Origin of the sequence: Acinetobacter lwoffii, from assembly GCF_024129115.1 — a bacterium.
Lineage (GTDB): Bacteria > Pseudomonadota > Gammaproteobacteria > Pseudomonadales > Moraxellaceae > Acinetobacter > Acinetobacter lwoffii_T.
Map to the genome: position 1 here is coordinate 1 of NZ_JAMXXO010000014.1, position 12939 is coordinate 12939.

Sequence of the window (12939 nt, forward strand, 5' to 3'; positions counted from 1 at the left end):
GCCAGTGTTGATCTGTCAGCATGGTACGAGGCATAGCGAATAGTAAAATTGGGTTTGGCGATTTGATTTTACTACTTCGCTATTTTTTTAAACTAAAAGTGTCAACACACCCTAATAACCATCAAAGTATATTTCCTATTTACTTTTGTCAGGGCAAAAGTAACAAAATCCTTCTTTTCGTTAGAGGCCACGCCCATTTACCCCTAACAAACGGGCGACATTCATGTCGCAGAGCAATTGAATCAATATTCATCTTCTTCAAACTCGATCGATGAAAAATATATTTTAGGGTCGTATCCTTCACAGTAATCATATGGAATATTTTTAATTAGTTCATATTTTTCAATGAAGTTGTTCTCAATCCATTTTTTACCAAATCTTAAGATAATATTAAAAAAGAGAATATATAATTCAGGGTTAGAAAGCTGAGCGCGTAGTATTTTTATTAAATTTTTCTTTTCTTCTAGAGTTAAAATATCGCTTTCATCGATCATTTTTATTGCATTATACATATTTTTAAAATAAGAGCTTAGGTATGTTTGATTTGCTCTCACTAGTTTTTTATCAATTTTCTGATTAAGTTTTTGTTGGATTTCCTTAAGTGTAACTGAATTAATAAAATGATACTTTTTGCATTTATTAAGAATGAATGTAGTCCACGAGCCCTCTAAGCCGTAATAAAAAATAATATAACTGATGTCAACTAAGTCATCTTGTGTATAGTTAATATTTCTATGATCTAATGTAGCCTGGGTAATTTCCAATATATTTTTAAACTGAATTTTAAATTGTATAAAAGCCCTTTTTCCCCTCAACCATTCCTTTTTCAGCATTTAGATGAGGAATGCATATGTAATTCAAATGTTGATTGTGATAATCAAGCATTTTAAAAAAATTATTCTCTAAATTATTTTTTTGCGTTTCAATTTTTTGGTGGAATATTGTGTAAATTAAAAGAAATACACTAGACGCACTAAGTATAGTTCCAATTAGTCCACCATATAAATTACCGAATTGAGCAGATAAATTAGCATCAATTATCTTAGAGCTTCCAAAATTGAATGTTTGGTTGGAAAAAATAAAAATTGATCCTAAAATACTAATTCCTATAAGAATTAAAGGAATGTATAGGCATAAGTATTTAATAAAGTTATTCATATTTTTTTTAAAGTAATTAAATTTAACGCAATATATCAGTACTTGATAATAGTGTCTAAATTTACCTCTCCCTGACCCTCTCCTAAAAGGAGAGGGAACATCCTGAAATTTATTTAGTAATAAAAACTCCTTCTCCCTCTGGGAGAAGGCAAGGATGAGGGAAATATAGTCCAATAAAAAAGCCCCTACATCAATAGAGGCTTTCTTTGCTTAAAATGGAAATCTTAAGACACTTTATCACCCGGTTTAGCACCAGATTCAGGTGAAATCACCCAAACACCTTCGCCATTACCCGCTGCAAGTACCATACCGTTCGAAATACCAAAACGCATCTTACGTGGCGCAAGGTTCGCCACCATCACCACCAGTTTGCCTTTTAAGTCTTCAGGTTGGTAGAACTCACGAATACCACTGAACACATTACGTGGCTCAGCTTCACCAACGTTTAAAGTGAGTTGAAGCAATTTGTCAGAACCTTCAACCGTAGCCGCTTCTAAAACTTCAGCAACACGCAGGTCAACTTTCATAAAATCATCAATATTAATGATTTCAGCTTCACCGACTTTAGGTTCAGCTTTCTTTTCTACCTTCTTCTCTTTTTTCTTTTCAGCTTTAGCTGGTTCAGCAGCAGGAGCAGCTAAAGAATCTTTAGATGCATCCACCATGGCAGCAACAGCTTTTGGATCTACACGTTGCATCAACGGTTGGAAGAATGCAATTTCATGACCCACTAGAATTGTTTCGCGAGAAGCAAAATCGAAGCTTTCAAGTTGTAAGAAATCTTGAACCTGTTGAGCCAAAGTTGGCAATACAGGCGCTAAATACACTGCCAATTGACGGAACAGGTTGATCCCCACAGAGCATACATCATGCACTTGTTGTTCCTGACCTTCCTGTTTCGCAAGTGCCCAAGGCTTTTTCTCATCAATATACTGGTTGGCTTTATCTGCCAGCGCCATGATTTCACGAATTGCCGCCGAGAATTCACGTGCTTCATAAGCCTGAGCAATTGAGCTACCGGCATCAATAAAGCTTTGTACTAATTCAGGTTCAGCACATGTCGCACTTAACTTGTTATCAAATTTGGTGTTAATAAATTTCGCACAACGGCTGGCAATATTCACCACTTTACCGACTAGATCTGAATTTACTTTTTGTACGAAGTCATCCAGATTTAAGTCTGAATCTTCAACTTTGTCAGAAAGTTTCGACGCGAAGTAGTAGCGTAAATATTCAGGGTTTAAATGCTCTAAGTAGGTTTCTGCTTTAATAAAGGTGCCGCGAGATTTAGACATCTTCTGACCGTTGACAGTCAGGAAGCCATTTACGAATAAGCCTGATGGCGTACGGTAATTTGCACCTTCCAGCATTGCCGGCCAGAACAGGGCGTGGAAATAAACGATGTCTTTACCAATGAAGTGATAGACCTCATTTTCAGAATCTTTTTTCCAGTAGTCATCAAAATTCAATTCAGGACGTTTGGTTTTGATGTAGTTTTCAAAGCTCGACATATAACCAATCGGCGCATCCACCCAAACATAGAAATATTTGTTTGGCGCATCTGGAATTTCAAAACCGAAGTATGGCGCATCACGTGAGATGTCCCAGTCATTCAAGCCATTTTCAAACCATTCGTCCAGCTTGTTGGCAATCGATACCGGCAAGCGACCTTCATCACGAGTCCATTTTTGCAGGTATTCACCAAAATTTGGCAATTTAAAGAAGTAATGATCAGATGATTTTTCGACTGGAGTTGCGCCACTTAAAGTGGAATGCGGATTCAACAACTCTGTCGCATTATAAGTTGCACCGCAGACTTCACATGAGTCGCCGTACTGATCTTCCGCCTTACATTTAGGACAGGTGCCTTTAATGAAACGGTCTGACAGGAACATGCCTTTTTCAGGATCAAAAAGCTGGGTCACCGGACGAACTGCAATATTGCCCGCATCACGGTTTTTCACATAGATTTCTGACGCACGGGCACGGTTGGTATCGCTATGTGTAGAATCATAATGATCGAAATGCACACCGAAACCGTCAAAGTCACGAATGTGTTCTTTTTGCACATTGGCAATTTGCGCTTCAGGTGAAATGCCATTCGCTTCGGCACGTAGCATGATCGCGGTTCCGTGAGCATCATCCGCACAGACATAAGTCACATCATGACCCATCGCACGCATGGCACGTACCCAAATATCTGCTTGGATATAGCCAAGTAAGTGACCCATATGAATCGGGCCATTGGCGTAAGGAAGGGCATTGGTGACTAAAATTTTACGCACGGATTCACTCTCTCATTCGTATTCATTATGCAATGGGCCATAATTTTACATGATGCCGAGGGGATTACAAAGAAATGCTTTGCTGAAACCCTGCGAATAGATGGACTTGGACAGCCCGAATACAAAAGCCTGCATCATCTTTAGCATATAGCTTTTCAATACAGATTTGACTCAGCTCATGCTACATCCTGCAAACAATAGCAACAACTTGTACAGGCTTTGTTGCAGTTTGCTTACTTCGCCCGATTCGCGTAATGCTTTGTGCTAAAAAAATGGCTGATTGTTTATATGATATGCCTAAGGAGGGTACCTCATGACTCAGCAGAACCAAAACAATACGTCGAAGCAAAATCAAGATAAAGAACAACATGCACGCGAATTGAATGATCAGCTTGCAAAAGAGCAAAAGCAAAACGAGCTGGATAAACAGCATAATCAGGAACATAAGAACGGGCAAAGTGCCCAGACCCATGCTGATCAGAAGTCTGATACCCAGCATAACGGTAAAGAGGAAAATGCTGAGCAATCAGCGCAAAAAGACAGTTCTCAAGAGAATCAGTCTGATAAAAAAACTGAAAGCTTTAAGATGGATGACTTAAAAGCCAAAGCGATAGCGATTGGTGAAGAGCTATTGCAAAAAGGTGAAAAGCTTCTGAATGAGCTGAAACATGGCAAATCTGACAACCAGCAAAATGCTGAGCAAGGTTCGGATGATGCGAAAAAAGCCAAAGCGGATCATACCTCTCAAGATAAGTCATCTAACAAGTCAGATAAACAAAATGCTAAAGATGGTCAGACCGATCAGCAGGCAGGTATGGCAAATTTAAAAGATGAAGCCATGCATAAGTTTGAAGATACCAGACAGAAAATCACAGACTTATTCAGCGAAGCCTCGGTTAAGTTCGCTGAGCTGAAACAGATGGCAACTGATACGATGAATAAAATGAAAGATAATCAATCGAAGGAAGGTGATTCTGATCAGCAGCAAGATGCCAAAGATACAGATTCAGAAAGCAACTCTCAGTCTAAAAAGGATGAATCGAAACAAGATCAGGATAAAAATACCAAGGATCAACAGGACAAATCTGAAAACAATAAAAATCATAAATAGTCTGTGATCGTTAAGCCACTTTAATCATAGAAGGTTAAAGTGGCTTAACACGCTCGAGATAAATAAAAAAAATTTATTACATCAAAATAGTCCATCTCTCTTTTCTTTCATTATTTCTATTCACCAAGATTCCATAAAATATTTCACAAAACCGAGTAAAATGGTTGGAAATTGAAGATATCTGTTTCATCTTCTCCAATACAGTGCTTAACCTTCGCCTAAAACCCCGTTAAACTAAGCGATTCAGATGTCGATCTACATTTTTGGAGTAACCTATGTCTTGGCTTTCTTCGCTTAAATCGGTTTTTTCGCCTTCCAAGGAGGTGAACGAAGAAGCTGTGCAAAACGTACTGCAAAACTATATCTTGCCAAATTCCAGCAATGCCTTGAAAGATCGTATTACGCAGGTCAATGTACAGGGTGAGATTCTGCAAATCACTTTGAATACCTATCCAGAAGAAAAAGCGCAGCTGCAACAGATTCATGATGAACTGGCGGAAGCTTTGCAAAAATGTGGTATTCAAGAACTGAATATGCATGTGATTCAGCAGAAAACTGGACATAAGAAAGAAGGGGGTTGCGGGCATAACCATGCTGAAGGTGAAAACTGTTCAAGCGAGCCTAAAGCGGAAGCAAAACCCAATCTTCCGCCTGTGGTTGATGCGTCAGCTCAGCCTGCAAAAACAGAAGATGTTGACCCGAATAATCCACCGATTCAAAAAGCTGCGCCGCAACAGCGTGATGTCCCGAAACATCCTCGTATTCAGAATGTGATTCTGGTGTCATCCGGCAAAGGTGGTGTAGGTAAATCGACCACGACTGTCAATCTGGCCCTGGCTTTACAAAAATTAGGCCTGCGCGTAGGCGTACTCGATGCCGATATTTACGGTCCAAGTATTCCGACCATGCTCGGCAATGCCGGTAAAACCCCAATGATCGAAGCTGAGCATTTTGTTCCCTTGGATGCTTACGGTCTGGCTGTACTCTCGATTGGCCATCTAACCGGTGATCACAATACTCCAGTTGCCTGGCGTGGTCCAAAAGCCACGGGTGCATTAATGCAGTTATTCAATCAGACCCTATGGCCAGACCTTGATGTGCTGATGATTGATATGCCACCTGGCACAGGCGATATCCAGTTAACTCTCGCACAGCGTATTCCGGTGACGGGTGCAGTGATTGTGACGACGCCACAAAACGTGGCCTTGCTGGATGCGACTAAAGGCATTGAATTGTTTAACCGGGTGCAGATTCCGATCATGGGTGTGATTGAAAACATGTCTACCCATATCTGCTCAAATTGTGGTTTTGAGGAACAGATTTTTGGTACAGGCGGTGGCGATAAACTGTCTGAGCAATATCAAGTCCCATTATTGGGTCGTTTACCTTTGGATGCTAAAATTCGTGAAAATGCCGATGCTGGAACGCCGTCAGTGATCGCGGGAGATGCTGCTGCAGAAAGCTATATGCTGATTGCAGAGAAAATTGCAGCGCAGTTACCTAAAGCAGAGAAAGACCATAGTCGAATTTTTTAATTCTATAGACAATTCAGATATTTAAGCCTTAGCTAAAAGCTAGGGCTTCTTATTTCTTATTTTTAAAATTAGCTCGATTTAAATGATCGAAATTGACTGAAATGACTATCGGGTGTTTATCCTGAAAGCTTATATAAACATTTGAATTAATTAAAATAAATAAATTTAAATTTTAGGTTATATGTTCTCTTACAATTATTTTTTTGCAGCACTGACCGAATTCTTCTATGCTACTCGGATTAGAGCGAGGTCAAACTATGATTTCATGGTTTTTTATTGGTTTAGTGGCAACCATTCTTTTAACACCAGGCCCAACCAATACCTTATTGGCATCTTCAGGCATTCAGGTCGGATTTAAAAAAACATTTCGTTTAATTCCTGCGGAAGCCTTTGGTTATCTGATTGCCATTAGCTTATGGGGCATTCTGATCGGAAAAATTTCCGTTCATCTTCCGCTTTTACCGACCATTCTCAAACTTTTTAGTGCTGGCTATATTCTATTTCTCGCTGTGAAATTATGGCGGACTGCAGAAATAAGCGAAAATCTTGAAAATGTCTCGATTCGCGCACGAGAATTATTTTTGGCAACCTTGCTTAATCCTAAAGCACTTTTATTTGCCTCAGCGATCTTTCCTGTCATTGTCTGGAAAAGCGGCCAACATTATGTGACTCATATGCTGGTTTTCTTGCTTCTGTTGATCCCGATTGCATTCTTCTGGACTTTTCTGGGTTCAATCCTGGCCAGAAAAAACAGTCGCTGGCTCAATCAGAAAAACCTGCAGAAAACGGCTTCGCTGGTATTAATGAGCTTTTCCATTCCTTTAAGCTATTCTGCACTTTTAAGTTTATAAGCTGATCTCAATCAGCAATTTTTTGGCAACTTTAGCTCTAAGCCTTTCACTTATTTTCATTAGTGTCAATTTCAGTTAAAGTACGTCGCAATAACTTGTTCTTAAGATTTTTGGATTATATCAATGGCAATTAAGTCTGATCGTTGGATTCGCGAAATGAGCGAAAAACACGGCATGATTGAACCGTATGCAGAAAACCAGGTACGTTTGGATGAAAATGGTCAAAAGCTGATTTCGTATGGCGTATCCAGCTATGGTTATGACGTGCGTTGTGCACGTGAATTTAAAGTATTCACCAATGTGCATTCTGCAATTGTCGATCCGAAGAACTTTGATGAACGCAGCTTTATTGATATCGAGTCGGATGTCTGTATCATTCCGCCTAACTCGTTTGCTTTGGCGCGTACCATCGAATATTTCCGCATTCCACGTAATGTCTTGACCGTGTGCTTGGGCAAGTCTACTTATGCGCGTTGTGGCATCATTGTTAACGTGACTCCGCTTGAGCCAGAGTGGGAAGGACACGTCACTTTAGAGTTTTCAAATACTACCAATCTTCCTGCGCGTATTTATGCAGGTGAAGGTGTAGCGCAGATGCTGTTTTTTGAATCTGATGAAGTCTGTGAAACCTCATATAAAGATCGTGGTGGTAAATATCAAGGTCAGACAGGCGTTACTTTGCCGAAGACCTAATTGTTTTAAAATATTGAATGACGGGACTTTATGTCCCGTTTATTTTTTTGAGATTTTCATTCATCGGAAACTGCTATTTTTCGCCTAATTGGCTTTGGCATCTGTATCAAAAATCAGCATAATGGATTCCGCATAACCATAAAAAAGATGCAATGCATTATAAAAAATCAAAGATTGGCGGCTGGGAAGCTGAAGCATAAGGTGCGGAGCATCGAATAAAAAGGAAAGAGTGAGATGACTCAGATAAAAGATATATTTAAATTTCGCAAAAGTTATTTGGCGATGACAATCGGTTTCAGCCTGTTGCCTTCTGCACATGCGATGCAGGAATTATCAGATTCTTCTCTTTCTGACACCACAGGTGAGGGTGTGGCGCTCGTCCTTGATGATTTTAAAATGGTGTTTCAAGGCCCTAACGATATCTCGGCTGGCTCGAGTTATGAGCGGAAGATTCCTGATCCCGGAAAAGCAGATACAGGATTTATTCGTATTATTCCGACTGGTGAAAATTACAACCAACTTGGGCAGCGTGTATACGACAAAGTTTATAAATCTACATATGATAATGCTTTTCATGTTGAAAGAACGCAGAATTATGCAACTGAGTATCAGCAAGCCTATGATACGTTAAAAACTAATTTTTATAATACGAATTATAATACGATTAAGAATACTCATGATACACAAACAAACCGGGACGCATTTAAGCAAGAATTAGTTGATTATTATTATAACACTGACTTTATGAAAGCCTATTATGACCAACGTCGTGATGATTATTATAATGGAGCCGGTAAACCCGCTTTAATTCAATATAGTCTAGTCGATGATGGCACAACAATGTTTGATCACTCACCGGGGAATCTAATTGGTTTAAATGATAAGGCAAAAACAAATACAGTGGAAATGATTGACCTTCTTTATGGTAAGGATGCGACGAAAGCAATTCCTGCAACTGAATGGAGTACGTCTGGTACTAGGGAAAATATTATTGGAGCAATTGTAGATGCAAGAATTCTTGCATTAATTAAAGCAGATTATGATAAAAAATTTGAAGCTGCTCTAGCCGGAATGATGAAAGATGCAGATAGTGCTGCTATGGCTGAAATCATTGCTAGAGCAGATCAGGCTGCTAAAACTGAAGCTGCTAAAAGCTCTGTGAGCACTTTAAGAACTAAAGCCGATGTATTTATTTATGGTCTGGCATTATCGAAAAGCGATGGTTCTTTAAGCACACGATACAGTAATCAGGGTTTCAGCTGGGGATCAGCAGATAATCCCTGGTTATTTCGAGCAGGAACTGAAAACGTCAAACAGTTTAAGGACGCTGCTAAAGATGTAGGCTATATCGCTTTGGAAGCCCCATTAAGTCCAATTGCAGGGGTCGAAAGTGATAATAATATCAAGCTGGGCTTCTGGAGTGATATTTTTGCACGTGAGCTTAATTCCTCGAATGCTGTAGATCCTATAACAGGTGGACCAATATCAGGACTTGATACGGATTACCGATTAAGAACCCAATTTGTTGCCAATGGTCTGAGTTTTAATGGCTCGCAAGTTCGGTTATTTCAAACCTTAGAATCTGACAATAAGAATTATAGCCAAACATTGGGTATGGCGAGTATTGTTCGTCTGAATACCAATGATCGACCAGAAACTCTAAGCAGTAGCGATAGTAATCTTAACAGTAAAGGTATTCGTCTCAGTACCGCAGCAAAAACAGATGCGCTTGATGGTAATGTCCCGACCCCGGCCTTGAATGGAAGTGATGCTCCTATATTTCATGATTCTGAGGGCTTATATCTCTATAGTCCAAATATTAACTTGGTGCTTGGTAATATGTACCAGCCTTTCGTTGTCGGTTCAGAAGGCAATAATATTATTTTAGAAGTGACACGTATTCCCAATATTCCTGCTATTTATAATCAAATTTATCAAAATTATGGGGACGGACTGGGTACAACAGATTTAAAGGGTTCGACCTGTAATGTCTATAGTTGTGGTACACCGATTAAAAATAATGTGTCAGATACCACCGCACTTTATCAAGGGCGTAATGCGACTCACAGTAGCATCTCAATAGGGACTACAGAGCGTATCTCAGGGACAAATATGCTGCGCGCCAAGGATGGGGTGAATTCAACAGGAATCGTATTCAAAAATACTGATGGTGTAAGTAAGAATTTTGGATCTGCTGTCATTGATGGGGTCCTGATTCAGCATCTGAAAATTAGAACAACTGGTCTATAAGGAAGTATAAGAATGTCCAAATTAGTAACACTCTGTGCATTATTATGTACCTCTATGACCAGTTTTGCCGGATTGGAAGCCCTTGATCAGCAAGCATTAACCAATACAGTGGGGCAAGGCGGAGCAGATCTTAACTGGACTTTATCTTTAAACCATATTTATGCGACAGATTTAAGTAAAGATAAAATTTCTCGGCTTGATGGAAGTGGCAACCCGCTCGAAGTATTTTATGTTCTAGATCCCACCGCTTGTGGAGCAACAAAACAATTTTGCCGTCTGGCAATAGCGCCGAATAACCATGTCGATGCCAATGGAAATAAAAAGTGGTTAGTCTTTAAAGGCATTCAAGGCACGATTCAGATTGATAAGTTTTCAATTGATGGGACAACCATCATTAATCATCGTAATGAACCACAAACGGCGATGCAAATTACCTTTTATGATCACCAGCCTTTAAAGATCCGTAATTTAGGCTTTAATACAGTTTCCATTGAAACGGGTACAGGTGCTGGCGCCTTGGAAGGTTATGCCAATACAGGTGTTTATAGTACGTATACAGGGCGTACCTATAATGCCGATGGAACTTATACAACCGCGCCCCAAGATGTTCCTTCATTTGATAAAGGTGCTGAAAAAGGATTTATGGGGTTGAACGTTCATGGAAATCTGCATACGTCAGGCAATTTGAAAATATTTGGTTATAACTGTACAGGTGGGGCACAAAGTCGTTGTTAGTAACAACGTCAAGTACAGCATAAGGATATAAAAAATGAAAAAAACAACAATAAAGTTGAAATTGCTAACGGTATGCATGTGTCTTATACAACAAGGTTATGCACTTGAAACTATTGAAGAGCAGGAATTGAGTGAAGTCACTGGACAAGATGGTATGGTGATTACTCATGAAATCTCTAAAGCCAGTATTGCTCAAGCCAATTGGTATGATCCAAATCCAACTGCCAATACTAAAATGGGCTTAGGTCTACATAATGTTGAGATTATTGGAAAAGATAATAAACCAATCATTAGTCAACTTGAAATAGATGTAGGGGCCACTTCACAAGGGGCAGGACTTCGGCTAGCTGCAAGTGTTTCACCCTTTCAAGCCACTGCAGATTTAAAATTGGTAAAGATCGCCTGTACGACCAATCCATGTAGTCAATCTGCGAATAGTATTCGGACTGCGGGTACTCAATCTAATCAAAGTTTGGGGGCATTAGGGATTAGTACCTCTACACCGCTTAGTGTGCTATTACAAACCAGTGCAGGTCTATTTAATAAAGATTCAATTGCCAGTATCGATTTTCAACTTAAAAATGCCACGATTAGTCATAAATTAGGTGAAAATAGTCTGATTTTGAATGACTTTAACTTTAACTTCGCGGGTCAAGGATATATGTACATTGACCCGGATGAAGGCGTGGTACTGACCACACGAAATGGCAGTCAAGATCATTATGTGGATTTAAAGCGTGCTGAAGATATGACCGATATCACGGCTGACCGGGTTAATCCGACCAATCCAGGGGTTAATATTGACTTGCGTTATAACACGCCAAATAATGAACGTAAAAATATTATGCGTTTAGGGGCTTCGGGTGCAGTCACTAACGCAAGATTATCGATGAGTGCCGATCAAACCCAGATAGGTACTTTTGATGTTAGTAACAAGGTGAATGGTGTACTAGAACGTCAGGACAAAGCTGCTACAGGTTACAGTGGCCTGGTCGGAGAAGGTGGGTTAAATCTAGGCTTGTCTGCAGATTTTACAGGTGCTAATAGTACCGGGCTTCCAGCAACTATGGCACCTACAACACTTGAGATTGGTCATACCGGTAAGGGAAGCCATGCGGTGCAATTTTCCAAGCTCAGACCATTGACTACACGTACTGCTGCCGGTGCCTTACATGGTAAAAATGCTTATATCGACTTTGGAAATATATATATAAATACCATTACTGCAAAAAGTCTCGATTTCATAATCAATGAAAATATGCAAAAGACTTTAGGTAGTAGTAGCATTGTACTTAAACAGACACTCAGTACCACCACGAATGGAGAAGATTTTGCTTATATCGCCGTACGTGGAATGGATTTTCAGTCTATTGCTGCGAAAGCACGTTTTATATCAGATAACTCTTTGGCGGAAATTGGTGGCGATGGTGGTTCATGGGGAATCGGTATTCCTATTTATAATTTAAATGCCAATGTTGCGTTGTCTGGAACGACTTATGGAACAGACAATAAGCAAGCAATTGCTTATAACATTATGGCATCTACAGAAGGCTATGGAATTGACAAGAAAACCGGTTTGCCAAGCACAACCTCGATTATATTGATTGATGGTAAAAATGGCGATCATGGTGAGGCAGTTAACTATTATGCCGGTTTTAGGAATATCGATGCTTTGATCAAGTCGGAAGGGATTATTAGTTATAAAGATGAAGGTATTTATATTCGTGCCGATAAACTGCTGATTGGAGCTAAAGCTGAGCTTGCGATTGGTCAATTACCAGGATCTAAATATAATTGTACCAATGCATCGGTCACTAAATGCGGAAGCTATGTGCCTCATGATAATTTTTCTAAACGTGATGATGTCCTGACTAATATTGCTTTTAAACTTGATGGAAACGGCGAGCTCCTCATCATTCCAGGAGTGGATCCGACCAGCGATTCACCAGATACCAACTTCCTGTCATTTGATGCAAATTTTAAATTTAGACCCCTTACCGCAGAAGAAACTGCAAATAAAGATAATCTGGGCAGCTATTTTAGTATTGCCAATGAAGATATTGATTCAGCCGGGGTATTAAAAACTTCGTCAATTAACTTTAACCGGATGGAAGGTCATTTGGGTGTCAAAGCAAAAGTTCGTGTTAGTGCAGATACAGTGACTTTGGATAATCAGGTCAAACTCAATTATGAAAATAATATTGCAATACCATTTAAAACCAATTTTGCCATGGCGACCAATGGCAATATGCAAAACATGGCAAGTATTGCACTGACTGGTGGAACCATTCGTAGCACGATGGGAATCACACCACGCTGAA

General features: G+C 39.6%; 10 protein-coding genes. 7 read left to right on the plus strand and 3 right to left on the minus strand.

Going from position 1 to position 12939, the window contains the following annotated elements:
• Positions 1-242: 242 nt before the first annotated feature.
• From NI470_RS10810 to metG, 3 genes are read right to left on the minus strand one after another with little or no spacing between them, the layout of a single operon-like run.
• A complete protein-coding gene (locus NI470_RS10810) occupies positions 243-833 on the minus strand; it encodes a putative phage abortive infection protein (protein WP_253148399.1) in 591 nt (196 codons plus the stop codon).
• Complete coding sequence (locus NI470_RS10815) at positions 784-1332, minus strand: hypothetical protein (RefSeq protein WP_253148398.1); 549 nt, start codon at positions 1330-1332, stop codon at positions 784-786. Before NI470_RS10815 ends, NI470_RS10810 begins: the two co-directional genes overlap by 50 nt.
• A gap of 50 nt (positions 1333-1382) precedes the next feature.
• The gene (gene metG, locus NI470_RS10820) at positions 1383-3443 is read right to left on the minus strand and encodes a methionine--tRNA ligase (protein ID WP_253148397.1); all 2061 of its coding nucleotides are present in this window, start codon (positions 3441-3443) and stop codon (positions 1383-1385) included.
• A 313-nt stretch (positions 3444-3756) separates the two neighbouring features.
• Here metG and NI470_RS10825 point away from each other — a divergent pair, with 313 nt between their 5' ends.
• The 7 genes from NI470_RS10825 to NI470_RS10855 all read left to right on the plus strand — a co-directional run bounded on the left by NI470_RS10825 (position 3757) and on the right by NI470_RS10855 (position 12938).
• Complete coding sequence (locus NI470_RS10825) at positions 3757-4554, plus strand: putative sodium/potassium/calcium exchanger (RefSeq protein WP_004280731.1); 798 nt, start codon at positions 3757-3759, stop codon at positions 4552-4554.
• A 275-nt stretch (positions 4555-4829) separates the two neighbouring features.
• Complete coding sequence (gene apbC, locus NI470_RS10830) at positions 4830-6089, plus strand: iron-sulfur cluster carrier protein ApbC (RefSeq protein ID WP_253148396.1); 1260 nt, start codon at positions 4830-4832, stop codon at positions 6087-6089.
• Positions 6090-6346: 257 nt separating this feature from the next.
• A complete protein-coding gene (locus NI470_RS10835; protein ID WP_004732019.1) occupies positions 6347-6940 on the plus strand; it encodes a LysE family translocator in 594 nt (197 codons plus the stop codon).
• Between the two features lie 123 nt (positions 6941-7063).
• Positions 7064-7633 (plus strand): dCTP deaminase, encoded by a 570-nt coding sequence (gene dcd, locus NI470_RS10840; protein ID WP_004280726.1) that lies wholly within the window; start codon positions 7064-7066, stop codon positions 7631-7633.
• A gap of 234 nt (positions 7634-7867) precedes the next feature.
• On the plus strand, positions 7868-9883 hold the full coding sequence (locus tag NI470_RS10845) for a hypothetical protein (protein WP_253148395.1): 2016 nt from the start codon (positions 7868-7870) through the stop codon (positions 9881-9883).
• Positions 9884-9895: 12 nt separating this feature from the next.
• The gene (locus NI470_RS10850; protein ID WP_005247854.1) at positions 9896-10618 is read left to right on the plus strand and encodes a hypothetical protein; all 723 of its coding nucleotides are present in this window, start codon (positions 9896-9898) and stop codon (positions 10616-10618) included.
• Between the two features lie 34 nt (positions 10619-10652).
• Positions 10653-12938, plus strand: a complete 2286-nt coding sequence (locus tag NI470_RS10855) for a hypothetical protein (protein WP_253148394.1) — start codon at positions 10653-10655, stop codon at positions 12936-12938.
• Position 12939 lies beyond the last annotated feature (1 nt).

What these genes read in the sequence shown, in the direction of transcription:
- NI470_RS10810 (WP_253148399.1), bottom strand. Translation starts at nt 833, where the DNA reads ATGCTGAAAAAGGAATGGTTGAGGGGAAAAAGGGCTTTTATACAATTT.
- NI470_RS10825 (WP_004280731.1), top strand. Translation starts at nt 3,757, where the DNA reads ATGACTCAGCAGAACCAAAACAATACGTCGAAGCAAAATCAAGATAAA.
- apbC (WP_253148396.1), top strand. Translation starts at nt 4,830, where the DNA reads ATGTCTTGGCTTTCTTCGCTTAAATCGGTTTTTTCGCCTTCCAAGGAG.
- NI470_RS10835 (WP_004732019.1), top strand. Translation starts at nt 6,347, where the DNA reads ATGATTTCATGGTTTTTTATTGGTTTAGTGGCAACCATTCTTTTAACA.
- dcd (WP_004280726.1), top strand. Translation starts at nt 7,064, where the DNA reads ATGGCAATTAAGTCTGATCGTTGGATTCGCGAAATGAGCGAAAAACAC.
- NI470_RS10845 (WP_253148395.1), top strand. Translation starts at nt 7,868, where the DNA reads ATGACTCAGATAAAAGATATATTTAAATTTCGCAAAAGTTATTTGGCG.
- NI470_RS10850 (WP_005247854.1), top strand. Translation starts at nt 9,896, where the DNA reads ATGTCCAAATTAGTAACACTCTGTGCATTATTATGTACCTCTATGACC.
- NI470_RS10855 (WP_253148394.1), top strand. Translation starts at nt 10,653, where the DNA reads ATGAAAAAAACAACAATAAAGTTGAAATTGCTAACGGTATGCATGTGT.